Source organism: Lederbergia sp. NSJ-179 (assembly GCF_022867885.1).
GTDB lineage: Bacteria > Bacillota > Bacilli > Bacillales > Bacillaceae_C > Lederbergia.
Window position 1 is genome coordinate 70,233 of the sequence record NZ_JALIFP010000009.1, and the last position, 26,636, is coordinate 96,868.

21 protein-coding genes and 1 other annotated feature are annotated in these 26,636 nt (G+C 40.6%); of the genes, 4 read left to right on the plus strand and 17 right to left on the minus strand.

The annotated features are described in order from the left end of the window. Positions 1-632: 632 nt before the first annotated feature. Genes MUB24_RS09215 through MUB24_RS09225 form a run of 3 tightly spaced genes read left to right on the plus strand, consistent with a single transcriptional unit; the run spans position 633 to position 2,556 of the window. A complete protein-coding gene (locus tag MUB24_RS09215; protein ID WP_244703325.1) occupies positions 633-1,004 on the plus strand; it encodes a GntR family transcriptional regulator in 372 nt (123 codons plus the stop codon). Beyond that, positions 1,001-1,879 carry an ABC transporter ATP-binding protein gene (locus MUB24_RS09220; protein ID WP_244703327.1) on the plus strand — a complete coding sequence of 293 codons (879 nt, stop codon included), beginning with the start codon at positions 1,001-1,003 and terminating at the stop codon, positions 1,877-1,879. Before MUB24_RS09215 ends, MUB24_RS09220 begins: the two co-directional genes overlap by 4 nt. Continuing rightward, complete coding sequence (locus MUB24_RS09225; RefSeq protein WP_244703329.1) at positions 1,876-2,556, plus strand: hypothetical protein; 681 nt, start codon at positions 1,876-1,878, stop codon at positions 2,554-2,556. The genes MUB24_RS09220 and MUB24_RS09225 overlap by 4 nt, the downstream gene beginning before the upstream one ends. 123 nt (positions 2,557-2,679) lie before the next feature. On the opposite strand, the gene leuD is transcribed toward MUB24_RS09225, so the two are convergent. The 16 genes from leuD to MUB24_RS09305 form a co-directional block, all read right to left on the minus strand. Continuing rightward, positions 2,680-3,264 carry a 3-isopropylmalate dehydratase small subunit gene (leuD, locus tag MUB24_RS09230; protein ID WP_244703330.1) on the minus strand — a complete coding sequence of 195 codons (585 nt, stop codon included), beginning with the start codon at positions 3,262-3,264 and terminating at the stop codon, positions 2,680-2,682. Next, a complete protein-coding gene (gene leuC, locus MUB24_RS09235) occupies positions 3,261-4,676 on the minus strand; it encodes a 3-isopropylmalate dehydratase large subunit (RefSeq protein ID WP_244703331.1) in 1,416 nt (471 codons plus the stop codon). Before leuC ends, leuD begins: the two co-directional genes overlap by 4 nt. Before the next feature lie 11 nt (positions 4,677-4,687). Next, positions 4,688-5,752 (minus strand): 3-isopropylmalate dehydrogenase, encoded by a 1,065-nt coding sequence (leuB, locus tag MUB24_RS09240; protein ID WP_244703332.1) that lies wholly within the window; start codon positions 5,750-5,752, stop codon positions 4,688-4,690. A gap of 190 nt (positions 5,753-5,942) precedes the next feature. After that, positions 5,943-7,487 carry a 2-isopropylmalate synthase gene (locus MUB24_RS09245; RefSeq protein ID WP_244703333.1) on the minus strand — a complete coding sequence of 515 codons (1,545 nt, stop codon included), beginning with the start codon at positions 7,485-7,487 and terminating at the stop codon, positions 5,943-5,945. Next, positions 7,474-8,508 (minus strand): ketol-acid reductoisomerase, encoded by a 1,035-nt coding sequence (gene ilvC, locus MUB24_RS09250; protein ID WP_244703334.1) that lies wholly within the window; start codon positions 8,506-8,508, stop codon positions 7,474-7,476. The genes MUB24_RS09245 and ilvC overlap by 14 nt, the downstream gene beginning before the upstream one ends. Before the next feature lie 19 nt (positions 8,509-8,527). Then, the gene (gene ilvN, locus MUB24_RS09255; RefSeq protein ID WP_244703335.1) at positions 8,528-9,046 is read right to left on the minus strand and encodes an acetolactate synthase small subunit; all 519 of its coding nucleotides are present in this window, start codon (positions 9,044-9,046) and stop codon (positions 8,528-8,530) included. Between the two features lie 5 nt (positions 9,047-9,051). Beyond that, complete coding sequence (ilvB, locus tag MUB24_RS09260; RefSeq protein ID WP_244703426.1) at positions 9,052-10,773, minus strand: biosynthetic-type acetolactate synthase large subunit; 1,722 nt, start codon at positions 10,771-10,773, stop codon at positions 9,052-9,054. 469 nt (positions 10,774-11,242) lie between these two features. After that, complete coding sequence (ilvD, locus tag MUB24_RS09265; protein WP_244703336.1) at positions 11,243-12,907, minus strand: dihydroxy-acid dehydratase; 1,665 nt, start codon at positions 12,905-12,907, stop codon at positions 11,243-11,245. Positions 12,908-13,150: 243 nt separating this feature from the next. Next, on the minus strand, positions 13,151-14,050 hold the full coding sequence (gene ilvE / locus MUB24_RS09270; protein ID WP_244703337.1) for a branched-chain-amino-acid transaminase: 900 nt from the start codon (positions 14,048-14,050) through the stop codon (positions 13,151-13,153). Between the two features lie 364 nt (positions 14,051-14,414). Next, on the minus strand, positions 14,415-15,488 hold the full coding sequence (locus MUB24_RS09275) for an ABC transporter substrate-binding protein (RefSeq protein WP_244703339.1): 1,074 nt from the start codon (positions 15,486-15,488) through the stop codon (positions 14,415-14,417). Then, positions 15,485-16,291: an ABC transporter permease gene (locus tag MUB24_RS09280; protein WP_244703341.1), complete on the minus strand. Its 807-nt coding sequence runs from the start codon at positions 16,289-16,291 to the stop codon at positions 15,485-15,487. The genes MUB24_RS09275 and MUB24_RS09280 overlap by 4 nt, the downstream gene beginning before the upstream one ends. Next, on the minus strand, positions 16,288-17,097 hold the full coding sequence (locus MUB24_RS09285) for an ABC transporter permease (RefSeq protein ID WP_244703343.1): 810 nt from the start codon (positions 17,095-17,097) through the stop codon (positions 16,288-16,290). The genes MUB24_RS09280 and MUB24_RS09285 overlap by 4 nt, the downstream gene beginning before the upstream one ends. Further along, on the minus strand, positions 17,087-18,190 hold the full coding sequence (locus MUB24_RS09290) for an ABC transporter ATP-binding protein (RefSeq protein ID WP_244703345.1): 1,104 nt from the start codon (positions 18,188-18,190) through the stop codon (positions 17,087-17,089). Before MUB24_RS09290 ends, MUB24_RS09285 begins: the two co-directional genes overlap by 11 nt. 68 nt (positions 18,191-18,258) lie before the next feature. Further along, complete coding sequence (locus tag MUB24_RS09295; RefSeq protein WP_244703347.1) at positions 18,259-18,801, minus strand: helix-turn-helix domain-containing protein; 543 nt, start codon at positions 18,799-18,801, stop codon at positions 18,259-18,261. 244 nt (positions 18,802-19,045) lie between these two features. Further along, positions 19,046-21,046, minus strand: a complete 2,001-nt coding sequence (locus tag MUB24_RS09300) for an ABC transporter ATP-binding protein (protein ID WP_280516933.1) — start codon at positions 21,044-21,046, stop codon at positions 19,046-19,048. After that, positions 21,043-22,803 (minus strand): ABC transporter ATP-binding protein, encoded by a 1,761-nt coding sequence (locus tag MUB24_RS09305; protein WP_244703349.1) that lies wholly within the window; start codon positions 22,801-22,803, stop codon positions 21,043-21,045. Before MUB24_RS09305 ends, MUB24_RS09300 begins: the two co-directional genes overlap by 4 nt. A 423-nt stretch (positions 22,804-23,226) precedes the next feature. Between MUB24_RS09305 and MUB24_RS09310 the strand changes: the two genes are divergently transcribed. Further along, positions 23,227-24,708, plus strand: coding sequence for a peptide MFS transporter (locus MUB24_RS09310; protein ID WP_244703350.1), 1,482 nt, complete (start codon positions 23,227-23,229; stop codon positions 24,706-24,708). 158 nt (positions 24,709-24,866) lie between these two features. Here the strand turns inward: MUB24_RS09310 and trpE are convergent, their stop codons facing one another. After that, the gene (trpE, locus tag MUB24_RS09315) at positions 24,867-26,258 is read right to left on the minus strand and encodes an anthranilate synthase component I (RefSeq protein WP_244703351.1); all 1,392 of its coding nucleotides are present in this window, start codon (positions 26,256-26,258) and stop codon (positions 24,867-24,869) included. Positions 26,259-26,320: 62 nt separating this feature from the next. Further along, positions 26,321-26,582 (minus strand) — a binding site (T-box leader). Positions 26,583-26,636 lie beyond the last annotated feature (54 nt).

Consider the following 26,636-nt stretch of genomic DNA (forward strand, 5'->3'; position numbering starts at 1 on the left):
TTCTTTCCCTCCTTCTTAAAATCCTTGAAAAATTTTCTATGTACCTAGTGTACTATCAATCTTTACATTGTACTACTATTCGAATAAATAAAGTAGGTGCCAAGAACCCAAACAATTGAAAATTTCCTAGCGTTGGAGACCTCTTATTATGATCTGTGTATGAGTCATTGAAATGCAAGTATAAGTGGTTGAACATGATGTAGAGATTATTGAACCCTATTCCGAGCCACTGAAAAAAGAAGTTGATTCATTGGCATACGAATTGCGTTATCCACAGACTTATACACATAATTAACATACTTATATAAGTCTATCTGTAAGTTTTGCACATTATCCACAAATGTTACAGTACTTATCCACATACCCTCTATTTATCCTGATTTTAGTAGGATACCTTTTACTTTCCGTTAGAATTAGTCACAATTTTATTCACAAACTACTGCATGAAAAAAATCTTCTACTAGAGAATTGTGGATAAGTTGAATAAATATTCAGCTACTTGGGTTAAAGACAATGAATCGAAGTTCAACCTCCTCTTTTTCATTGCCTATATTAAAAAAATTCCTTGACAGGATATTCCTATTGTTATATGGTTAATTACATAAGTAACTAACCAATATGGTGGTGAAGCTGTGAAACATTTAATTGACGATGGGCGGCCTATTTTTTTACAAATAGCAGAACGCATAGAAGATGACATTATTGAAGGAACCCTGTTAGAGGAGCAACAAGTTCCTTCAACCAATCAATTTGCTGCATTTTACAAAATCAATCCTGCAACAGCCGCGAAAGGCGTTAATTTGTTAGTGGATGAAGGAATTTTATACAAAAAGCGAGGGATTGGGATGTTTGTGAAAGAGGGAGCACATGCAAAAGTGATCGAAAAGCGAAAAGAACAATTTTACGAGCAGTATGTCGTAACGATGATTCAGGAAGCAAAAAAATTAGGGATGACGATTGAACAGCTAACTGCGATGGTTCAAAGAGGGGAGGAGGAAGCATGACGACAATTATTGACATCCAGCACCTAATAAAAAAATATGAAGATAGCAAGGTGATCGATGATATCAATCTTTCTATAGAGGAAAATAAAATTTATGGATTATTAGGAAGAAATGGGGCCGGAAAAACAACCTTAATGAAGCTGATTACAGCCCAGATCTTTTCTACAAATGGGGACTTGCGCGTATTTGGTGAACATCCTTATGAAAACCAAAAAGTCTTAGAGAGAATCTGTTTTATTAAGGAAAGTCAAAAGTATCCGGATAATTTTCGAGTCCGGGATGTAGTAGAAGTTTCCGCCTCCCTTTTTCAAAATTGGGATCAGGCATACGCCATGGAGCTCATAAAGGAATTTAACCTGCCGCTTAAGAAAAGAGTCAAGAAATTATCACGCGGTATGCATTCGGCAGTTGGCATCATTATTGGGCTCGCAAGCCGGTCACCTCTTACCATTTTTGATGAGCCTTATCTCGGACTGGATGCCGTTGCGAGAAAGATATTTTACGACCAATTGATTGAGGATTTCGGGAAACACCCTCGTACCATTATTCTATCTACCCATTTAATTGATGAGGTCAGTAACTTACTCGAGCATGTGATTGTCATTGATCAAGGGAAAATTCTCATTGATCGTGACTCTGAGGAGTTACGTGGACTCGCATACACGGTGACGGGTTTATCCGCTCAAGTTGAATCATTTATAAAAGGAAAAGACGTGATCCAGGAAGATAGAATAGGCGGGACGATGACAGCGACTTTAATAGGAGATGGAAAATCCCAAGCCAAACAGTTGGGACTTGTGGTTTCTCCTGTTTCCTTGCAACAGCTTATTATTTATTTAACAAAATCGAGATCTGAAAGGGGGATGTCTTCATGAGTATTCAACGAGCCTTGAAAATACACAGCCAGGACAGGGTATGGCTCTTTATTCCGTTCATCATTTTGGGTGTAAGCTTTCTATTCGGTTTGACAATTGGGCTTTTGATTCCAGGCGTTGAAAAAATATTGATCTCAGGCTTTAGCTATATTCTCGTCTATATGTTTGTGATGGGAGTTGCTGGATTTAATCAAACCTTTGCCTATGCAATGGGGATGTCCGTGCGGAGAACTGATTATTTTATTAGCTTTAGCTTAACGGGACTTCGCTCAAGCTTGCTATTTGCTATCCTCTATATTGTACTTGCAGTGGCCGAACATTTTACACAGGGATGGGGAAATACTCTAATCTTTTTCAAATTCCCCTACCTTAATGATGGAAATATCCTTGAACAATTAGTCATCTACTTTCTCGGCTTTGTAAATTTCTTTTTCTTAGGCCTCTTCATAGCGATTTTCACAAAACGATACGCTCTTAAAGGGTTGTTAATCCTTGGTCTTTCGCTCCTTTTTTTAATCACGATAGCTGTACTATTGACCACTTATTATGAGGCGTGGGTGGATCTATTTCAGTGGTTCGCGCAACATACAGCTTTTCAATTGAGTATGTGGCTTATCCCATTATCACTTTTATACGCAATCGTTTCCTTTCTAATGATCCGGAGAACAGCCGTTTAGATTTTTCTACAGCCAATGAACTGGGACACTGAATGCACTATTCACAATAATCTATTTCTTACTAGGGCAAAAAAACGACTTACTTAGTATTCTCCCAAGTAAGTCGTTTTTAAAAGTTTCTTATTAAGCTTGCGCATTTTCATATTCAGATATTTTATCTTCTAGTTGCAAGGTTAAAGCAATTTCATCCCAACCATTTAACAGCATTTCCCGTCGATATGGATCCGTCGTGAAGGAGTACGTGACTCCGTCTTCTGTTTCGATTGTCTCTTTTTCTAGGGAAACAGTCACCTTTAATGGCTTTTCTTTTCCTGCTGCCAGTAATTCTTCAATCTGCTCGGCTGGCAATTGCACGGCTAAGATGCCGTTTTTCAGACAGTTATTGTAAAAAATATCGGCAAAGCTTGTGGCGATGACCACACGGAATCCATAGTCTCCAAGGGCCCAGGGAGCGTGTTCACGAGAGGAACCACAGCCAAAGTTTTCACGAGCGACAAGAATTTCCGTGCCCTGATATTCCGGTTTATTTAAAATAAACTCAGTTTTTTCACTGCCATCATCATCAAAACGCCAATGATAAAACAGGTATTTTCCGAATCCAGTCCGCTCGATTCGCTTTAGAAATTGTTTTGGAATAATTTGGTCTGTATCGACATTTGCACGCTCAAGTGGTGCGATCACACTGGTAACTTCTTTGATCGGCTTCATATGATCGCCTCCTCTTTCGTAAAGTTACGAACATCGACAAAGCGGCCTTCAATCGCTGCTGCGGCTGCCATTGCTGGGCTGACAAGATGGGTACGAGAGCCATTGCCTTGACGTCCTTCAAAATTACGGTTCGATGTAGAAGCACATCGTTTTCCTGCGGGAACTTGATCCGCATTCATGGCGAGACACATGCTACAGCCTGTTTCTCTCCATTCAAAACCAGCATCCAAGAAGATTTTATCCAATCCTTCTTGTTCTGCTTGGATTTTAACGGTTCTTGAACCAGGTACAACAATGGCGTTGACACCTTCCTTCACTTTTTTACCCGCAATCACCCTAGAAGCTGCCCGCAAGTCTTCAATCCGCGAATTTGTACAAGAGCCAATGAAAACATATTGAATCTCAATATCGCTAATCCTTGTGCCGCCTTCAAGTCCCATATATTCTAGCGCCTGTTCAATCTCGGCCTTTTCTGAGTCGTTTTTAGCCTCTTCTGGTTTCGGTACGCGGCTAGAAATGCCAACTCCCATCGAAGGATTCGTTCCCCAAGTGACAAATGGTTCAATTTCAGCCGCATCAATTTCGATCACAGCATCATAGACGGCATCATCATCGGTTGCCAAGCTGCGCCATTCTTGTTTCAACTTTTCAAATTCTTCTCCACTAGGGACATGTTCACGGCCTTCCAAGTAGGCAAAAGTCGTTTCATCTGGACTAATCAATCCTGCCCTAGCCCCTGCTTCAATCGACATATTGCAAATGGTCATGCGCTGTTCCATTGTCAGATTACGGATCGCTTCTCCCGTATATTCAAAAATATGACCCGTTCCAACATTCACGCCGTATTTGGCAATAATCGCCAAGATTAAATCCTTGGAGGTCACCCCTGTACCAAGCTCCCCATTCACTTTGACCTGCATTGTTTTTGGTTTTTGCTGCCAAAGTGTTTGAGTGGAAAGAACATGTTCCACTTCACTTGTGCCAATTCCAAAAGCTAATGCACCAAATGCGCCATGTGTCGATGTATGACTATCTCCACAAACAATCGTTTTTCCTGGTTGAGTCAAACCTAGTTGCGGACCAATAACATGGACAATCCCCTGATCCGGATGACCCATTCCTGCTAGTGGCACACCGAAATCTGCACAATTTCGCTCAAGAGTTGTCATTTGTTTTTTCGAAATTGGATCAGATACAGCTTCATTCAAGCGAGTTGGTACATTATGATCCATTGTAGCATAGGTCAAATCAGGTCTTCTTACTTTTCGTCCATTCAAGCGAAGTCCTTCGAAGGCTTGAGGAGACGTCACTTCATGCACAAGATGAAGATCAATATACAGTAAATCAGGCTTCCCCTCTTCTCGATGAACAACATGCTTCTCCCAAATTTTCTCAATAATGGTCTTGCCCAATTTTCTTCACCTCACCTTTCAAGTTCGTTCACAATCTTTTCCGTCATTTCCGTTGTTGACAAAACTTCTCTACCAATATTCTTGAATTCACTTGTACAAAACCCGGCTTCTAGAATCTTTTGCACAGCCGCTTCTATGGTATTGGCTTCTTCTATTAGTCCAAAAGAGCTTCTGAGCATCATCGCAGCCGATAAAATGGCGCCAACTGGATTCGCAATATTTTGACCCGCAATATCCGGAGCTGACCCATGAACAGGTTCGTAAAGCCCAAATCCATCAACACGCAGGCTTGCAGATGGCAGCATTCCGAGCGATCCTGTGATGACAGATGCTTCATCACTTAGGATATCTCCAAACATATTTTCCGTTACGATCACATCAAAGGTAGATGGATAAGTGATTAATTTCATCGCAGCCGCATCGACAATTGTATGCTCATACTCGACTTCAGGATATCGCTTCGCAACCTCTTCTACGACTTTTCTCCATAATTTACTTGATTCAAGCACATTCGCTTTGTCTACAGAATTCAATTTATTGCGGCGCTGTTTCGCCAATTCAAACGCATGTACAACAACACGCTCGATTTCTTCCCGACTGTATTGCAATGTATCAACAGCTTTTTCATCATCATGATAACTCGGTTCCCCAAAATATAGGCCGCCTGTTAATTCCCTGACAATCACCATATCCACATCTTTTGCAACATCCTCCTTTAGAGGAGAAACAGCCAGTAAACTTTGATAGGCTTTAACAGGGCGGAGATTGACACTTAATTCAAAATGCTTACGGATTTGCAGCAGCCCTTTTTCAGGTCGTAAATGGGACGGATTTTGATCCCATTTTGGTCCGCCAACTGCTCCTAGTAAAATAGCATCACTTTGTTCACAAAGCTGAATCGTTTCCTGTGGAAGCGGCTCTCCTGCCTCATCAATGGCCGAGCCGCCAATCAAGGCATACTTCCATTCAAATTCATGATCAAAGCGGCGTCCAATTGTCTCCAACACAGCAATTGCTGCATCTGTAACCTCTTTCCCAATTCCATCTCCACGTAATACCGCTATTTGTTTCTTCAAACTTTTAAACCTCCATTGATAAGGATCAAAGGCTAAGGGCGCGACATCCTGTCGCAACGCCTTTGTGACCCACATCCTGTGGGCCTAAGGATCAAAGGCTAAGGGCGCGACGTCCTGTCGCAACGCCTTTGTGACCCACATTCTGTGGGCCTAGATTTCGGGGCGTGACAGGCACCCCCCCAAAATAAAGTTATACTGACTTCATTAGTTCTTTAATATGTGTGGAGAGCAGGCTGCGATTGACCGCATTTAGATAGGCTTTGGCAGAAGCTTCGAGGACATCTTGAACAGAGTCTCTGCCCGTTAATTCTTCTTCTCTAAAGGATAGGTTAACAACTGCCTCTGCTAAAGCATCCCTACCTTCGCCTATAGATGAGACTCGATAATCCAAGACATGGATTTCCTCTCCGACAACCTTTTCAAGGGCATTAAAGATCGCTTCTACACTACCAGCTCCGCTTGTTGTCTCTTCCACCACTTCACCATCCGGCTTCTTCACAATCACCGTTGCGGAAGGATCTTTAGCAGATTCATATTGAACGCCGACTCTTTCTAATTCGAATATAGCCGTATCGGATTCTTTCAATTGTTCATCGGTCAAAATTGTCCATAAATCATCATTCGTTATTTCCTTTTTGCGATCCGCTAGCTTTTTAAATTCTTTAAAAGCGCTATTTAAGGTTTCTTGATCTAAATCAAACCCAAGAGATTTTGCTCGATCCTGAAAGGCATGGCGTCCTGAGTGTTTTCCCATCACTAAATTATTGGATGCTTCTCCAATTAATTCTGGCGTAATAATTTCATAGGTGGTGGGTTCTTTTAATACACCGTCCTGGTGAATACCAGATTCATGGGCAAAAGCATTTTTTCCCACGACTGCCTTATTGGCCTGGATATGCATTCCTGTTAACTTGCTAACAAGCTGACTTGTACGCTTGATCTCATTCAGTGTAAGGTCTGTTTTAATATTTTCATAGAAATCTTTTCTCGTATAAAGAGCAACCGCTACTTCTTCTAGTGCAACATTTCCAGCTCTTTCACCGATTCCATTAATCGTCCCTTCCACTTGGTCAGCACCATTTTCAATCGCAGCCAGTGTATTGGCAACAGCCATTCCCAAATCATTATGACAATGGGCAGATAATTTGGCTTGCTCAATATTCGGGACATTATCTTTTAAAAATTTAAACAATGCGCCATATTCCTGGGGAGTAGCATAGCCAACGGTATCCGGAATATTCACAACAGAAGCTCCTGCATGGATGGCCTGCTCGACAATATGAGCAAGAAATTCACGATCTGAACGAAACGCATCTTCTGCTGAAAATTGCACACGCGGAAAAAACTTTTTCGCATATTGAATCATTTCAACTGCTGTTGTTGCCACCTGTTCCGGTGTTTGTTTTAACTTATAGGTCATGTGGATCGGGGATGTCGCAATAAAAACATGCAATCTTGGACATTCCGCCACTTTGAGAGCTTCCCATGCAGCATCAATATCTGATTTGACTGCTCTTGCTAGTCCTGTAACCGTTGAATTCTTCACTGTCGATGCAATTTGCTTTACAGCATCCAAGTCCCCCGGGGATGCGGCGGGAAAGCCCGCCTCAATAATATCTACCCCAAGTCTTTCTAGTTGTTTCGCAATCTCAAGCTTTTCTACAGAATTCAGATTTACGCCAGGAGATTGTTCACCATCACGTAAAGTGGTGTCATAGATGTCAATTTTTCGCACTTGTCACCACTTCCTTATTGGATTTCTTTTTACCCGCTTTTACAAATGGCATCATTTCACGTAGTTCCTGACCAACTTTCTCAATCAAATGCTCATTTTCACGACGATTGATCGCATTAAATTCTGGACGGTTCAATTGATTTTCCAAGAGCCAACCTTTGGCGAATTTACCTGTTTGGATATCATCTAAAATATCTTTCATACGTGCTTTCGTAGCCGCATCTACTACCCGTGGTCCAGATACAAAGTCACCCCATTGTGCTGTATCAGAAATAGAATAACGCATCCCTGCAAGACCCTCTTCATACATAAGATCGACAATTAATTTTAGTTCATGTAAGCATTCGAAGTAAGCAAGTTCTGGTTGATATCCAGCTTCTACAAGAGTTTCAAATCCAGCTTTTACAAGGGCTGTAGTGCCACCGCATAATACTGCTTGCTCACCGAATAGATCTGTTTCCGTTTCTTCTTTGAAGGTCGTTTCAAGCACACCGGCTCGAGCGGCTCCAATTCCTTTTGTATAGGCAAGTGCGATATCTCTCGCTTTTCCAGTTGCATCTTGGTATACAGCAAACAATGCAGGAACACCAGCGCCTTGTTCAAATGTACGCCGCACAAGATGACCTGGTCCTTTCGGCGCTGCAAGGAACACATCTACATTAGACGGAGGGACAATTTGATTAAAATGAATATTGAAACCATGGGCAAATGCAAGTGCTTTTCCATCCTTAAGTTCAGGTTTTACTTCATTTTCATAAACAGGTACTTGGCGTTCATCTGGAAGGAGTATCATAATGATGTCTGCTTTTGCACAAGCTTCTTGTACGCTGTAAACTTCATGACCATCTTCTACCGCTTGATCAAAGGATTTTCCAGGTCTTACACCTACAACAACACTAAATCCACTTTCCTTCAAATTAGTCGCATGGGCATGACCTTGTGATCCATATCCCAGAACAGCTATTTTTTTCCCTACTAATACTTGTTCATCAATTTCGTTATTGTAATATACTTTTGCCATTTTTCCTTCATCTCCTAGTTTATAATTGTAAAATAGATAGTTGTGCTGATTCTTGCTTTTGATATTCGCGAACAAAGGCGGTAACCCCTGTTCTGGATATATCTTTAATGCCATATGGCTTTAGCAACTCTATAAAGGCTTCTACCTTATCAGGTTCGCCCGTTACTTGGACAGTGATATTATTTTTCCCCATATCAATGACCGTTGCTCGGAAAGGTTCAATAATGCTATAAACTTCACTCCGAACAGGTGGCGGGCACTGCACTTTAATTAAAGCTAATTCACGTGTAACGATTGATTTATCAGTAATATCCGAAACCTTCAATACATCAATCTGCTTTTGCAATTGTTTCACCAGTTGCTCCATTTTAGCTGGATCATCGATGGGGACAATGAAAGTAATTTTGGAAACCGCAGGATTTTCAGTAGGGCCCACTGTTATACTTTCAATATTGAACTGCCTTTTGGCAAATAATCCCGTGACCCGGTTCAATACTCCACTATTATTATTGACAGTTACGGTCACAACTCGTTTCATTGGTTTCATTCTCCCACCCCAATCATTTCATGAAGTCCTTTTCCAGTTGGAACCATTGGGAACACGATTTCTTCTTGAATCACTCGGCAATCAATTAATACAGGTTCTGGAAGATTTATTGCCTCTTTCAACACTTCTTTTGCTTCCTTCGCATTTGCACATCGATAGCCTTTGATCCCATAAGCTTCAGCCAACTTAACGAAATCAGGCTGTTCTGGCATTAAAGAATGCGAATAACGTTTTCCATGAAACTTTTCTTGCCACTGACGGACCATCCCTAAACAAGCATTGTTGATAATAACAATCTTCACTGGCAAGTTTAGTTCTTTTATAACGGACAATTCCTGTAAGGTCATTTGGAATCCGCCATCCCCCGATATAGCCACGACTGTTTGATCGGGCGCTGCTAATTGTGCTCCAATTGCAGCGGGGAAACCAAAGCCCATTGTCCCAAGTCCTCCAGAGGTCACCCAATTATGAGGACCATTGAAGGGATAGTATTGCGCTGCCCACATTTGATGCTGACCAACATCGGTGGTCACAATTGCCTCTCCACCTGTCAATTCATGAATCATTTCAATCACATGTGGGGACGAAAGCTTTCCTTCAGGTGAGCTAGGTTTTTTAAATGGATATTTTTCCTTGTTTTCCTGTAAATGTTGCATCCAGTCCGAAAAATCAGGTAGATTGAACGTCATTTCCAATAGTTCTTCAAGCACAATCTTTGCATCTCCAACAATTGGCACAGCTGTTGGTACATTTTTGCCTATTTCAGCTGGATCGATATCAATATGAGCAACTGTTGCATTCGGAGCAAAATAGTCAAGATTGCCAGTCAAACGATCATCAAATCGTGCCCCAATATTAATCAGCAAGTCGCAATCGGTAATCGCCATATTCGACGTATACGTTCCATGCATCCCACCCATTCCTAAAAATTGTTGATGGTTACCGGGAATAGTACCTAATCCTAGTAAAGTATTGACGACTGGATAACCCGTTTTTTCAACAAATGCCTGAAACTCTTTGTTTGCTTTTGCAAATAAGATTCCAGCCCCCCCGAGAATTAATGGCTTTTTTGCATTGCTCATAAGACTGACTAGCTTTTGCAATTGCAAATAATTGGGTTTTGTTGTTGGTTGATATCCTGGTAGCTGTATGTTTGCTTCTGGATATTCGCCGGCTAACTGGGTGGCAATATCCTTCGGGATATCAATTAAAACAGGTCCTGGGCGACCAGTTGAAGCAATATGGAATGCTTCTTTCACAATGCGTCCAATATCTTTCAAATCCTTTACTTGGTAGCTATGCTTCGTAATCGGCATTGTAATTCCAACAATGTCTGATTCTTGGAAAGCGTCTGTACCCAGTAAGGAGGTTGCCGTTTGCCCTGTGATCACTACAAGTGGCAATGAATCCATCATAGCATCTGCGATCCCTGTCACTAAATTGGTTGCTCCAGGACCAGATGTGGCAAGGACTACTCCAGGTTTTCCTGTTACTCGCGCATATCCCTCTGCCGCGTGAATAGCCCCTTGTTCATGCCTGGTCAACACATGATTCATAGGATTTTTATGCAGGGCATCGTAGATTGGGAGTACGGCCCCTCCTGGATAACCAAAAATCACTTCTACTTTCTCTTTTTGTAATGTCTCAATAAACAAATCTGCTCCGGTTTTCATTTTTCCTTTGGCTTCAGTGGCTGTATTTTGGTTATTTGCTTCCATTTGGATCCCCATACTCACTGTAGCGTCATCCTTTCAAATTTTCATTTTTTTAAACATATCATAAATTCGGCCATTCATGTATAAAACCTACATGTTTTCAAAAACATTCCCTAATGCCAGAAAAAGGAAGTATATTTATAATAAAAAAAGTTTTTCCAGCCCACACAAAAGGAGAACCTTTTATGCAGGGATGAAAAAACTTTCATGGTACCACCCTACTTCTCAGTAAAATATCACTGACTCAGGAGCGACAATTGCCACTCATTGATAACGAGAACTTGATCATCCCCGTGAACCCATAATCGCATTATTGCTTTCAAGATCCCTGCTCCAAGGCGATGTCACAAATGGCTGTATTGTCGGTTTCCAGCAGTACCGACTCTCTGGTAATACAGAATGTCCATTCATTTTTACCTTTTCATCGCTTTCCATATTAGAATGTAGTCTTTACTTAATAATTTATATTATTCTATATTTTCATGACTCCGCCCGTGCTAGCGGAAGTAACCAATTTAGAGTATCTAGCTAAATAGCCTGATTTGATTTTTGGTTCAAAAGGCTTTAATTGTGATTGGCGCTTAGCCAATACTTCATCCTCTACATTTAGATGAATCGTGCGCTTGGTTAGGTCAATGACAATTTCATCACCATCTTCCACTAACGCAATCGGACCGCCTTCTGCTGCCTCCGGAGAAATATGGCCAATGGAAATTCCTCTAGAGGCCCCTGAGAATCTTCCATCTGTAATCAGTGCGACATCCTTATCTAAACCTCTTCCGGCAATTGCCGACGTAGGGGAGAGCATTTCTGGCATTCCCGGTCCGCCTTTAGGTCCCTCATAACGAATAACCACCACATCGCCTGCCTTTACCGTTCCGTTATTAATTCCTTCTTGAGCCGCATCTTGTGATTCATAGACAACTGCTTTTCCTGTGAAAGTTTTAATCGATGGATCGACAGCCCCTACCTTTATAACTCCTCCACTAGGAGCGATATTCCCATATAAAATCGATAAGCCCCCAACTGGACTATATGGATTATCCTTTGGTCTTATGACTTCAGGATTCTTAATGACATGGTCCTTCACATTCTCATATACGGTTTTGCCTGTGACTGTAATCCGGTCTCTTTCAATCGCGCCGATTTCACATAATTCACGAATGATGGCACTAATTCCACCTGCGTCATGTACATCTTGCATCGTGTAGTCAGAAGCTGGGGCGATCTTCGCTAAGTAAGGAACTCTTTCGGCTACCTTATTAATTCTGGATAAATCATATTCAAGACCAGCTTCATGGGCAATGGCCAGAGTATGAAGAACTGTATTCGTAGAGCCCCCCATTGCCATATCAAGAGCAAAACAATCATCAATCGTTTGATTTGTTACCAAATCACGGGGTTTCACATCTTCTTCCACCATGCGAATCAACTGTTTAGCTGCTTCTTTAATTAACTTATGCCGTTCATTGGAAGTGGCAACAATCGTTCCATTTCCAGGGACTGTGACACCGAGCATTTCCATCAACGAGTTCATTGAATTGGCGGTAAACATTCCTGAGCAAGACCCGCATGTTGGACAAGCATTTTGTTCAATGTCAAGCAGCTTATCCTCTGACATTTTGCCGGCATGGAATGCTCCCACCCCTTCAAAAACTGAGGTTAAGGTCAGTGGCTTACCATCCGAAGAGGTTCCACCCTCCATTGGACCCCCCGACACAAAAATTGATGGAACATTCGTCCTGAAAGCTGCCATTAACATTCCAGGAGTAATCTTATCACAGTTAGGAATGAAGAACACCCCATCAAACCAGTGAGCATTAATCACAGTTTCCGCCGCATCCGCAATTATTTCTCGACTTGGCAAGGAATAACGCATTCCGATATGTCCCATCGCAATCCCATCATCCACCCCGATGGTATTAAATTCAAATGGAACTCCGCCAGCTTCCCAAATCGCTTCTTTTACCACTTCTGCAAAGTGATTCAAATGTTTATGTCCTGGAATAATATCAATATATGAATTACAAACACCAATAAAAGGTTTTTCTAAATCTTTTGTTTTAAGACCTGTAGCATATAATAGACTTCTATGCGGGGCGCGGTCAATCCCCTTCTTGATCATATCACTTCTCATTGCTTACATCTCCTGTTATGTCAGTTCCTTAGAGAGGATGTTTAAAAAGTCCGGTAAAATGACACTTCGAATTTCTTCGTTGGCTTGCTTTTCCGCTGCTCACGTATTAACTGCATACGTTCCGCTGCTCAAAGGCTGCGCCGCCTCGAACTTCTTGGTCCTTTTATCCTCCTTTTTGAACACGCTCTTAGACGAAATTTAACAAATTGGCAAAGGTCTGTTGAACACTCACTACTACGGCAATTAACCGACATTTAACGATTCGTCATAAATTTTAACTCCATCCCTTACGGTTAATTCGCGGAAACTTTCTGACAAATCCTTTGTGACAGGTCCTGGTCTCCCCTCACCAATAATCCGCCCATCAACCTTTGTTACAGGAATGACTTCTGCAGCAGTCCCTGTTAAAAACACTTCATCTGCCGTATAAACTTCATGTCTAGTAAAAATACCTTCTGTCATTTCATACCCTTTTGATTCTGCTAATTCCATAATCGCATTTCTAGTAATTCCGACAAGGGCTCCTACATAGCCAGGTGGTGTTTTCAGTTTATGATCTTTCACTATAAATATATTATCAGCAGATCCCTCTGCCACATACCCTTGATCATTTAACATTAAAGCTTCCGATACTCCTGCTAATGTGGCTTCTATTTTGACCAATACATTATTTAAATAGTTTAGAGATTTCACCATCGGACTTAATGCGTCAGAACGATTACGTCTTGTAGCAACTGTAATGATCTCAAGTCCAGTTTCATATAATTCTTTAGGATAAATGCGTAATGGTTCAGCAATGACCATTACTGTCGGGTTCTCGCATGTATAGGGATTTAATCCTAAATCACCTACACCACGTGAGACGACGAGGCGAATATAGCCATCATTGAGCTCATTTTGGCGGAGTGTTTTTACAACAATGTTAATCATTTCCTCTTTTGAATACGGAATGGTTAACATGATGGACTTCGCCGAGTCATACAAACGTGTCAAATGTTCATCTAAGCGGAATACATTTCCTGAATATGCCCGAATTCCTTCGAAGATTCCATCTCCGTAGAGAAATCCATGATCATAAACAGAAACAACGGCGTCTTCTTTTTTTACGAATTCTCCGTTGAGGAAGATCAATTGTTCACTCATCTTTATTCGCCCCTCTCATCGGTTATTTGTCAGTTAGTTTTGATTTATTAAATTGTTCCTATGATACCGCGGTATCGGCGAAAGGTCAAGGGATTTTCAGAATGTTTTACCACTTTGAAAACTCTATCTTTTTTTGTATCCGTTTTCACTCTAATCATATCAGTAATAAGAAAAAATAAAAAAATTTAAAGATTTTTAGACAATTTTTTAAAACTATTTTGCAGATAGGAAAAACTGATCCCATCCACATAAATGAACACTTAGGATAGATCAGTTTTAAGAAAAGTCTTTTATTTGGGTGATTAGTTTGTGTGGTTTTTTTTAGAGAAAGCAACAGCGAATAGGCTGCCAGGGTAAAGGCAGCCTATTTTCTATGCATTTTAAATTCTAAATACAAATCATTATAAAAGCTAAGCATTCTTTTCCCTAAATTATCGTAGACCTCTAGCCTTTCTGTTAATTCAGGATCTGGGTAAAAACGCTGATCAGCCACAACTTCTTCATCCAAATAATCTAGTGCTTTTTGATTTGGTGTAGAATAGCCCACATAATCCGCATTTTGAGCCGCATTTTCGGGATCTAGCATGAAATTAATGAATTGATGTGCCCCTTCGATATTCTGGGCCGATTTAGGAATTACCATATTATCAAACCACAGATTTGAGCCTTCCTCTGGTACAACATAGTCCACATCTTCATTTTCTCCCATGACATCCGCCGCTTCACCCGACCAAGTTACCCCAACAGCCGCTTCTTCGCTAGCAAGTAAAAGTTTGATTTCATCCCCAAGGATCGCTTTCACATTAGGGGTAAGTTGATCAAGTTTTTGCTTTGCTTCTTTTAAATGCTCTTTATTTGTATCATTCAAGGAATATCCTAAGCTATTTAACCCCATTCCAATTACTTCCCTTGCTCCATCAACAAGAAAAATTTGATTTTTAAACTCAGGACTCCATAGGTCCTCCCAACTCGTAAATGTTTTCCCATCTAACATTTTCGGATTATAAATAATACCAAAGGTGCCCCAAAAATAGGGAATGGAATATTCATTTTTAGGATCAAAGGACAAATCCAAGAAACGCGGATCCATATACTTTAAGTTAGGAATCTTTTCATGATCAATCGGGAGAAGCATTTCCTCTTCTTTCATCTTGCTAATCGCATATTCTGAAGGGATCGTGATATCATAAGCTGTTCCACCTTGCGAGATCTTTGTCATCATCGCCTCATTGGAATCAAACGTTTCGTAAATCACTTTCATCCCTGTTTCCTGTTCGAATTTTTTAATTAATTCGGGATCAATATAATCTCCCCAATTATACACATTCAACGTATGGCCTCCTGTAAAGCCTTGCGATGAACTTAGGTGTGAGGCAAGATACATGGACGCAAAGGCTACGACAAAAACAGGTACAAATAGACGAATAAGTTGTTTCATGATTTTCTCACCCCTTGTGCAGAAGGTTTCGCATTGCGCTGGTTCACGTAGTAATAACCTAGCACAAGTACAAGTGTGATGAGAAAAATAAGGGTCGATAACGCATTAATTTCAAGAGAAATCCCTTGACGCGCCCTTGAATAGATTTCAACGGAAAGAGTAGAAAATCCATTTCCGGTCACAAAAAAGGTCACAGCAAAGTCATCAAGCGAATACGTCAACGCCATAAAAAATCCCGCAAATATGCCTGGTGTAATATAAGGTAAAATCACCTTGGATAACACATCCCAGTTCGTGGCGCCTAAGTCCTTTGCTGCATCAATGAAAGTGGAACTCATTTCCTGTAACTTTGGAAGCACCATAATGACGACAATGGGTACACTGAAGGCAATATGGGAGAGCAAGACAGAAGTAAACCCGAGCTTAATCCCGATCATCGTAAACATAATCAGGAACGAGGCTCCAATAATCACATCAGGACTGACGATCAACACATTGTTTAAGGTTTGTAATGTCTGTTTTGTTTGCATCTTTTTCACATACATGATGGCAAGCGCTCCAAAAATACCGAGAATCGTTGAAATCGCCGCTGAAAAGAGGGCAATCACCAATGTATTTAAGGCGATAATGATCAGCCGGGTGTCTTGGAACACATTTTTATACCACTCCCATGTAAAACCCTCGAAATCTCTCATCGAGCCACCGCTATTAAAAGAGTAGTACGACAGATAGAGAATAGGTGCATAGAGAATAAAAAAGACGACGACCAAATAGAGATTGGCTAATTTTGCTTTTCTCTTCATGCCAAGTCACCCCGCTTCCGTTGACCCGTGAGTACCATAATAATCGCCATCACAATAATTAAAAAGACGGCAATGGTAGAACCCATTCCCCAATCCTGTGTCACAAGAAAATGCTGTTCAATAGCTGTGCCTAGCGTGATCACACGGTTCCCGGCAATCAATCTTGTAATCATAAATAGAGAAAGGGATGGAATAAAAACAGCTTGACAACCAGATTTTACCCCGTCTAATGTCAATGGAAAGATCACACGGCGGAATGTCATCCAGCCGCTAGCTCCAAGATCATTCGCCGCATAAATATAGGATGGATTGAGTTTTTCCAAGGCATTATAAATTGGTAAAATCATAAAGGGTATAAAGATATAGACAGAAACAAAGATAAAGCTAAAATCTGTAAATAATATTTGCCGGGAGCCAATTCCAATCACATCTAATAATTGATTCGCCGGCCCATACGCACCAAAAAGGCCTAAAAAAGCATAGGCTTTTAATAATAAATTGATCCATGAAGGCAAAATGATGAGCAACAGCCATAATTGCCGGTGCTTTGTTTTCGTTAATAAATAAGCGGTTGGATAGGCGATTAATAATGAAAATACAGTGATTAAAAAAGCATACCAAAACGAACTTAATGTCATTTTCAAGTAGACAGGTGTAAAAAACTTTTGATAATTGCTAAACGTGATGTTCCCTTCAATATCAAAGAAGGAATAATAAACGACTAATAAAATCGGGGTGACGACAAAAAGCAGCATCCAAAGCACATAAGGGAGTAGATACATCGTACGCATTTTCTTACTCTGCATGGCGCACCTCGTCATAGGCATCTAGCCGTTTATCAAACTCCTCTTCCGTCTCCCCTAAACGCATCACATGGAGCGATTCCGGGTCAAAGTAAAGACCGATTTGATCACCAGGCTTCGCTTTTTTCGTTGAGTGAACCAACCATTCATTTCCTTCTTGGTCCTTACCTACAATTTCATAATGCACCCCTCGAAACAGCAGCGTATCGACTGTCACACGGAGGTTTCCCTGATCTTGTGCTGTGATTTCTAAGTCTTCTGGACGAATCACAATCTCAACCGCTTCGTTTGCATGAAAGCCTTGATCCACACATTCATATTGTCTTCCAGCAAATTCAACGAGAAAATCTTCGATCATTTTTCCTGAAACAATATTCGATTCACCAATAAAATCGGCCACAAACCGATTAATCGGTTCATCATAAATATCAGTCGGTGTCCCGCTTTGCTGGATTTTCCCTTGGTTTAACACAAAAATTTCATCTGACATCGCCAGTGCTTCTTCCTGGTCATGAGTAACAAAGATAAACGTAATCCCTAAACGTCGTTGGAGCTCCCGAAGTTCATATTGCATTTCAGTCCGTAATTTTAAATCCAAAGCAGATAAAGGTTCATCTAACAGAATCACTTCCGGCTCATTGACAATCGCTCGCGCAATCGCAACACGCTGTCTTTGTCCCCCGGACATTTCGTTTATTTCTCTATTTTCATACCCAGACAGATTGACAAATTTCAAGGCCTCTTTCACCTTTTTTTCGATATCATTGTTTTTCATTTTTTTAATCCGAAGTCCAAAGGCGACATTTTCAAATACATTCAAATGAGGGAAAAGCGCGTAATCTTGAAAAACTGTATTCACTTGGCGTTTGTTGGCAGGAATTCGATTCACCTTCTTGCCATTAAAGAAAATCGCCCCTTTCGATGGTTCAATAAATCCTGCGATAAGACGTAAGATTGTTGTTTTCCCGCAACCTGATGGACCTAGCAATGTGTAAAATTTCCCGCGTTCCATTTCAAAGTTAACATCATCTAATATGAGGTCATCATCAAACTGTTTTGAAACATGTTCAAAACGGATGATTGTTTGATCTACCATGTACAGGCCCTCCTTCATTGACTAAAATAGTTAGACAGACTGCTCACAGTCAATAAGACGAATTTATTTTATAAATAAGAATCGGTTGCCACCAAAATTAACTCTGTACGTCCACTATGGACATTGCTGATCTGGTGGACATCGGAGGCATGAAAATAAATCGATTCCCCTGCTTTTGCGAAATAGGTCCTTTTTCCAAGTGTAATCATGATCCTTCCTTCCAATACATAAGCAAAGGTTTCCGATAGGGAAGGTTCGAATTCCTTAAATTCTCCGTTTTCCCATAACGTCAACCAAATCGGCTCCATTTCCATTTCATTAGACTCGGGGACAAGCCATGTGATTTCATACCCTTTTTCTTCATCCTTATAATCGGTTTGCATCTCTTCCCCATAAACCACTCGTTGTTCGCTTTCTTCCTCGTCGAAAAATTGTTTCGGCGTACACCCTAATACTTCCAAGATCGAAAAAAAGGTCTCCATGGAGGGAGAACTTAAGTCTCGTTCAAGCTGAGAAATATACCCTTTACTTAAATCCGTTCGTTCTCCTAATTCTTCTTGGGTCAACCCTTTTTTTAAACGTAATGTTTTAATTTTCTTACCGATTTGCATCCTCGAAAACCTCAATTTCGTTTAATCATAGTAAACAATAAGTAGATAAAGTTTACATATACAGAACTTAAAGTTTACCACCAGATTATTATACATAAATATGAAAATAGCGCAATAGTTTTTTTAGCCTTTCCTCCCTATAGTGATCAGAATCAGAATTGATATCAGAGTTGTGACAGAAAATAAGCATGACGAAGATGTTGAACACCTTCGTCATGCTTGCAATCCTTATCAGCTTCTCTATCTAAGCCCCTTGTTTCCGCCCTTGTTGCATCTGATACATTTGGTAATACTTGCCTTTTCTTAACATGAGTTCCTGATGATTCCCCCGTTCCACGATTCTCCCACGATCTAGTACTAAAATTTGATCAGCCTTTTTAATCGTGGACAATCTGTGGGCGATCACAAATGTTGTCCGTCCTTTCTTCAACACATCCATCGCCTTTTGAATCATGGCTTCTGTTTCTGTATCAATATTGGACGTCGCCTCATCCAAAATGAGAATAGCAGGATCAAAAGCTAGAGCGCGGGCAAATGAGATTAATTGACGCTGACCGGATGACAAGGTGCTGCCTTTTTCTGTCACCGGCTCATCGATCCCCTTTTCCAAGTTTTTCAGTACGCGCTCTGCCCCAACTGCTTCAAGTGCCGCCACCACCTGCTCTCTCGAAATTCGTGGATCATTTAAACTGATATTGGAGGCAATCGTTCCGGTGAACAAATAAGGATCCTGTAACACAATCCCCATATGTTCGCGTAAAGCCTGTTTAGACATGACCTGAATATTTTCCCCATCAATCCGGATTTCCCCTCGATCACAATCATAAAAGCGAAATAAAATATTCATAATCGAACTTTTTCCAGAACCTGTATGCCCGACCAATGCTACGGTTTCTCCTTGTTTGGCTTCAAAGTGAATATCCTTTAGCACATCGTCTCCCTCTTTATAGCCGAAATAAACATGGTCGAATACGACGTTTCCGCGAAAACGTCTCACCTTTTCCTCCTTTACTTCTTCCCCTTTTTCGTCCAATACTTCAAAAACCCGACTGCCTGCCACCAAGGCCTGTTCTAAATTTGAGAGCTGGTTTACTATATTGGTGACAGGATTAAATAGACGATTAATATAGTCCACATACGCATACAGAATTCCTACTGTTAAAGCAGAATGGGCGCCAAGAAAATCGCGGCCGAAATACCAAATAAACCCGACAAATACAAAGTTCTTTAGAACGCCAACAAGATTATGAGAAGAAAGAGAATCCAGTGTGAGCATCTTATTTTGAAAACGAAAATGAGTTTCATTCATCTCTTCAAATTCTTGTTTCATTTTTTTCTCTCTCCGAAAAGCCTGAATAATCGGCATCCCTTGAATCGATTCATTGAACATTGCATTAATATCGCTCACCTTGGAACGAATAGCCTGATTGTATTTAGAGGCGTATTTCCGATAAATCATCATCCATCCATATAAAATTGGCAGAAGCAGTAAACAGATAAGCGCTAATTTTGCATCTAAAATAAACATCGCCGTATAAATACCCGCCATAAAAATCAATCCAGTAAAGAAGCTAGACAATACCGCTACATACAGCTCCCGAATCACCTCTGTATCATTCGTGATTCGAGCCACTACCTTTCCTGCCGGCAAATCATCAAAATAACGAATCGGAAGTCGTTGAATATGAGCGAAAACATCATTCCTCATCTTTTGAATAATCCGGTTTGCTGCTTGTTGTAACAGCAAAAACTGACCATAGAAAAACAAAGCTGCCACAATAAACAAGGCCATATACACCCCTAATAATTGGATAATGATTGGGATTTCCGGTTTATAAAAGTCAAGGGTATCTTGAATAGAAAGCTTCTGAGCCTGATATTTGCTTGTTGTCCCATTGTTTTCGATCATCAATTGATCTCCCTGAATCGAACGATTTCCTTCCAATTCAGCACGATCCTTGATCCAGTAAAAGCTTCTTCCAACTTGTAAAAGTGTCGCTATTTCACCCGTTTCTGTCTGTTCCTTATCCTTTGTATAAAATTTGCCTTTATAAGAAACAGCAGATGGACTATTATTTGTTTCCACCCAATAAGCTTCAATCCCTAAAATATGATCATCAATCATTTTTTTAGCGACGAGCGGCCCTAGTACCTCTGCCCCTACTGAAACAGAAAGCATCGCAAGGGCTGCAATAATCAACCATTTAAAATGAAGAGCATATTGATATAATCGTTTGGCCGTCAAGATGTATGCACCTCCTTCGAGAAAGAATCCTCTAATTGCTGGCGATCATATTGCTCCTTATACCAGCCATTTTTTACAATTAAATCTTGATGGCGACCTTCTTCCACAATTTCTCCATCATCCAAAACAATGATCCAATCCGCATGTTCAATCGCGGATAAGCGATGAGTTGTGATCATCGTTGTTTTACCTTTCCGTTCTTTACGCATATTTTCAATAATTTTAGCTTCTGTTTTCCCATCAACTGCAGAGAGAGAGTCATCTAAAATTAGAATTTCCGGATTTTTTATCAAGGCTCTTGCAATCGAAATCCGTTGTTTTTGACCTCCGGATAAAGCTACACCTTTTTCTCCCACAAGTGTTTCTAATCCAAGTGGCAGCATTTCCAAGTCTTTCTCAAAATAGGCGAGCTTAATTGCCTTTTGAATATCCGCCTCTGTTGCTGTTTCATGACCAAAAAGAATATTTTCACGAATGCTTCTTGAAAATAAAATATGATCCTGCGGCACATACCCAATCCAACCTTTGACTTGATCCTTCGTTTGCTCTCCCATACTGACCTCTGAAATCAGGATATCCCCATCCCCCATCGGATACTCACGTAAAAATTGCTTAATAAAGGTCGTTTTTCCACTACCTGTTTTTCCCACTATTCCAATGGTTGCACCACGAGGAATTGAGACGTTCATCTGCTTCAGATTATTAGTCGTTGCGGAAGGATAACGGAAAGTGACATCTTTCCATTGGATGTCCCCAGGTAGCTCAATATGTTTAGGATGTTTAGGGTCTTGAACATCTTCTTCATATTGCAATGTCTCGTCTATCCGATCCAACGAAGCATTGCCCCGCTGCATAATATTAATGAGTTCTCCAATCGCAAACATCGGCCAAATAAGCATTCCAAGATACACATTAAAAGAAACCAAATGCCCTAATGAGATTTCTTGTTGAAAAACGAGATACGTTCCATAGGACAATCCAATCACATAACTAAGACCTGTCAGAATTTGTGTAGCTGGATGAAATAAAGCTTCAATCCGTTCAACCCCCATATTTTTTTCATATACATCATTGGTCATAGATTCGAATTCAGTTAAGCTGGCTTGTTCCTGTACATAGGCCCTCGTGACTCGCACTCCTGATACCGATTCAAGCACACGATCATTCATATTTCCAAAAGCCTTTTGCGCACTCATAAAACGGCCGTGAATTTTCTTACCTAATACGGTAATAATCAAGGCAAGTACTGGCAATGGTATAATTGCCGCAAATGTTAATTTCCAAGACACAAGAAAGCCCATTGTCAGCAAGATCGTAAGCATATATAAAGTCGAATCCATAAGCGTCAACACGCCAAAGCCTGCTGTCACGGAAATCGCTCTTAAATCATTCGTACCTCTTGCCATTAAGTCTCCTGTCCGGTTTTTTTCAAAAAAAGGAGGAGCCATTTTAAGCAAATGATTCATTAGACGGGAACGCAGATTTTTTTCAAGAATAAAAGCACCACCAAATAACTGGTATTGCCAAATATAAGTGATCGCATAATTCAACAGGGAGCCACCAGCCAACACCACAATATAGAGAATCAATAACCGCCATGTTAATTGACTTAAAATCATATCATCAATGGCCACACCAAGAATAAATGGTGGCACCACCTCAAAAACATTCGCAGCCGTCAGTAACAGACAGGCAACGAAATACCTTTTCCAATGCTGTTTAAAAAACCAGCTAAGTTTACCTAATACACTAAACATAAATCTCACCCCAAACATTCAAACTATTCAACACAAAAAAGGCATAGAGCATCCCAAAACGGACGCAACTATGCCTTCCATTGATGTGATACGAGCTCCCTATTAGTGCCCGTATCTGTTACTTGTTTTCTTTATCGCATAAACGGGCAGGCTAATTCAATATGATGTTGCTGGATTTCAATCAAAACTGTTTTCATTTGAACCGCCTCCCTTTTCGCAAATTTTCGAATGTTTTCATGTTACCATGGCCTTATTACCAATGTCAACGCTTTTACGGAAAATTATCAGCTCATCTTTTGGTAAATAAATGAAAGACTATATTTTATTTTTCTACTTATTATAAAATAGACATAAAATAGTTATTTTACATGGCTATTTTAGGATGTTAAAATTTAATTATTTCAACAAAGGGGACAGGGAATTATGTCAACAAATAATCAACAACAAATCCTTGAGAGCGTCCCACAAAAAGGTTTTTTTGGGCATCCTAAAGGTTTGTTTACTTTATTCTTCACAGAATTCTGGGAGCGCTTTTCATACTACGGTATGAGAGCCATTTTAATTTACTATATGTACTACGCCGTTACCCAAGGCGGGCTTGGTCTAGATAAAACACTGGCCGCCTCCATCATGGCGGTTTACGGCTCTCTCGTCTATATGTCAGGGATTATTGGCGGTTGGATCGCTGACCGTTTATATGGAACGAAGAAAACAGTCTTTTTTGGTGGATTATTGATTATGGCAGGTCATATCGCCCTTTCTTTTCCAGGAGGAGTCACGGCTTTATTCTTATCCATGGGCTTAATTGTCATTGGAACTGGGCTTTTAAAACCGAATGTATCGAGTGTTGTCGGGGACTTATATAGTAAAGACGATCCGCGTGCGGATGCAGGTTTTAGTATATTCTACATGGGAATTAACCTCGGTGGCTTGCTTGCTCCTATTATTGTCGGAACACTCGGTCAAAAATATAATTTTCACCTTGGATTCGGAGTGGCTGCTGTTGGGATGATTGCTGGGCTCATTATTTTTCTAGCAACAAGAAAGAAAAACTTAGGCCTTGCCGGATCTTATGTGCCAAACCCGCTTTCTGCAGAAGAAAAGAAATCGGTATTCTTGAAAATTGGAATCGGTACACTTGTCTTGGTGGCCGCTGGTGCTTACTTGATATCCAAAGGGATCTTAACGATTAACCGATTTACAATGCTCGTGAGTCTATTAGGAATTTTCATTCCAATCATTTACTTTGCTGTCATGTATTTTAGTAAAAAAACAACAAAAGATGAACGATCGAATTTGCTCGCTTATATCCCATTATTTATTGCAGCCATGATGTTTTGGGCGATCCAAGAACAAGGTTCGGTGATTTTGGCGCAATATGCGGATGAACGAACAAGATTATCGTTTGCTGGATTTTCATTGGAATCATCTTGGTTTCAATCCTTGAACCCGTTGTTTATCGTTGTGTTGGCGCCAATATTTGCCGGTTTATGGGTTAAGCTTGGAAAACGGCAACCTTCCACACATCAAAAGTTTTCAATGGGCTTGGTTCTAGCGGGTATTTCATTCTTAGTAATGATTATCCCAGCTATTTACGGTGGCCCTGATACTCTCGTGAGCCCATTATGGCTTGTGCTTAGTTTCTTGATCGTTGTACTGGGGGAATTATGTTTATCTCCAGTTGGTCTTTCCGCAACAACAAAACTAGCACCTGCAGCATTTTCGGCCCAAACAATGAGCCTTTGGTTTTTATCGAATGCCTCTGCCCAAGCTATCAATGCTCAAATCGTTAAATTGTATAAGCCTGAAACCGAAATGTATTATTTCGGAATTATTGGAGCTGTCGCCATTCTAATCGGCGTTATTCTATTCCTCCTCTCGTTCTTATATAAAAAGAAAGTGTAAGAATAAGACTACCTCAAAAGGAGCTTACTAGCTGCTATTGAGGACGGAACCTACCCTGTGAACGATCAACCATAATTTTAGATACAAATGGTATGACTTGCGACTTTTAGACTGTTGTAACAAAGCAGGAGATGACCCTCATCTCCTGCTTTGTTGTGTTAATAAGGTTTCGGACTTAATAGAGCCTGTGCTTTATTGATCGTTTCTTTATACTCATTTGCTGGTTTCGAGTCAGCGACAATGCCTGCCCCTGCTTGTAAGTAGGCAATTTGGTCTTTTATGACAAGAGAACGGATAGCGATCGCAAAATCGACATCCCCATTGACATTGACATAGCCAATGGCTCCCGCATAGACGCCGCGCTTTGTTTTTTCCAACTCATTAATGATTTGCATCGCTCTTGGTTTCGGATCTCCTGACACCGTTCCCGCTGGTAGACAGGAAATTAATGCATCCATTCCAGTTATGTCTGGCTTCAATGTTCCCTCTACCTCTGAAACAATATGCATCACATGCCGGTAATACTCCAGTTTCATATAATCCTTCACCGCAACTGTGTTTTCTAAACAAATGGGAGCTAATTCGCGGCAACTTAAATCCACAAGCATGCGATGTTCTGATAATTCTTTTTCATCTGCTAGCAGTTCTTTCGCCATGAATTCGTCCTCCTTATCATTTTTCCCACGGCGTCTTGTACCTGCGATTGGATTGGTGGTCACAGTCCCCCCACTCGTTTTAACAAAGCTTTCGGGCGATGCACCTAATACAATATATGGTTCAAAATCAACATAAAACATATAGGGAGATGGATTGGAATTACGTAATTTACGATAAAATTGAAAAGGATCCTCTCCCACTTCTCCCGTCATTCTTTGCGATAACACGATTTGTTGTACTTCGCCTGACTGAATATACTGCTTCGCCTCTTCCACCTTCCGGATAAACTCTTCCTTTTTCAATTTAGGTGTAAACTGAATATTACAGTCTGAAAGAGATTCATCTGTTTCCTTTCGGGTGATTTGCACTTCTAAATTTTGAAGACGCTCCTCTAATTCCTTTTCGATACTCGAACCACTAAAATCAATTGACAATAAATAAATCGACTGGGCTAAATGATCAAATACAATCACATCTTCATAGACCATGAAATGAATGTCAGGCATGCCGATTTCATCTTCTAAGATCGGTCCAATTGGGATATACTGGCGAATGGCATCATAACCTACATAGCCAATCGCTCCACCAAAAAAAGGAAAAGGTAAATCCAATTCAATTCTGGGTAAAACCTTTTTTAGCGCCTCAAGAGGTTGCCCTATTTCCGTCTGAATGATATGACCATCGGCTGCCAGCACTTGTGAATGGTCGCCATTCCCAATAAACTCCAAAATCGGATTGACGCCAATAAAGGAATATCGTCCTTGTTCATTATGCTTTAAAGAGCTTTCCAATAAAAATTTCTTCTTTCCCTCTAATCTTAAGAAAATATTTATCGGCGTTAAGACGTCCCCATTTAACTTTTTCATTTTAAATTGTGCTTGTTTTGTTTGCATTTTCTCATACTCCTTTCAAATTTAAAAAACAAAAAAGCCCTCAAACCAGCAAAAGTGCTTGGTCTGAGGGCGATCTTCATCCGCGGTGCCACCTCAATTGGAAAAGGATCTCTTTCCCATCTCTTTCAGGTACAGGAGTGTGCCTCCTCCTAAACCCTATCCATATAACGACGGAACATCGTGTTTTCCTACTGACCCATTTAAGGATGTTCAGAAAACCACTCGCAAGTCCATTCAGTAAAAGTCTTCGTATCGGATTCTCACCATCACCGATTCTCTGAAACAAAGGATCTTAAACCTACTCCTCTTGCTTCACGTTTTGCTTTATTTGTTTTTATCACGCTTTTCATAGGCTAGCTGCGGACGGCAGGGTCTCGG

Excerpts from the sequence above, each read along its gene's own strand:
- MUB24_RS09220 (WP_244703327.1), top strand. The coding sequence starts at position 1,001 with ATGACGACAATTATTGACATCCAGCACCTAATAAAAAAATATGAAGAT.
- MUB24_RS09225 (WP_244703329.1), top strand. The coding sequence starts at position 1,876 with ATGAGTATTCAACGAGCCTTGAAAATACACAGCCAGGACAGGGTATGG.
- leuD (WP_244703330.1), bottom strand. The coding sequence starts at position 3,264 with ATGAAGCCGATCAAAGAAGTTACCAGTGTGATCGCACCACTTGAGCGT.
- ilvC (WP_244703334.1), bottom strand. The coding sequence starts at position 8,508 with ATGGCAAAAGTATATTACAATAACGAAATTGATGAACAAGTATTAGTA.
- ilvN (WP_244703335.1), bottom strand. The coding sequence starts at position 9,046 with ATGAAACGAGTTGTGACCGTAACTGTCAATAATAATAGTGGAGTATTG.
- ilvB (WP_244703426.1), bottom strand. The coding sequence starts at position 10,773 with ATGGAAGCAAATAACCAAAATACAGCCACTGAAGCCAAAGGAAAAATG.
- ilvD (WP_244703336.1), bottom strand. The coding sequence starts at position 12,907 with ATGAGAAGTGATATGATCAAGAAGGGGATTGACCGCGCCCCGCATAGA.
- ilvE (WP_244703337.1), bottom strand. The coding sequence starts at position 14,050 with ATGAGTGAACAATTGATCTTCCTCAACGGAGAATTCGTAAAAAAAGAA.
- MUB24_RS09275 (WP_244703339.1), bottom strand. The coding sequence starts at position 15,488 with ATGAAACAACTTATTCGTCTATTTGTACCTGTTTTTGTCGTAGCCTTT.
- MUB24_RS09280 (WP_244703341.1), bottom strand. The coding sequence starts at position 16,291 with ATGAAGAGAAAAGCAAAATTAGCCAATCTCTATTTGGTCGTCGTCTTT.
- MUB24_RS09285 (WP_244703343.1), bottom strand. The coding sequence starts at position 17,097 with ATGCAGAGTAAGAAAATGCGTACGATGTATCTACTCCCTTATGTGCTT.
- MUB24_RS09290 (WP_244703345.1), bottom strand. The coding sequence starts at position 18,190 with ATGGTAGATCAAACAATCATCCGTTTTGAACATGTTTCAAAACAGTTT.
- MUB24_RS09295 (WP_244703347.1), bottom strand. The coding sequence starts at position 18,801 with ATGCAAATCGGTAAGAAAATTAAAACATTACGTTTAAAAAAAGGGTTG.
- MUB24_RS09305 (WP_244703349.1), bottom strand. The coding sequence starts at position 22,803 with ATGTTTAGTGTATTAGGTAAACTTAGCTGGTTTTTTAAACAGCATTGG.
- MUB24_RS09310 (WP_244703350.1), top strand. The coding sequence starts at position 23,227 with ATGTCAACAAATAATCAACAACAAATCCTTGAGAGCGTCCCACAAAAA.
- trpE (WP_244703351.1), bottom strand. The coding sequence starts at position 26,258 with ATGCAAACAAAACAAGCACAATTTAAAATGAAAAAGTTAAATGGGGAC.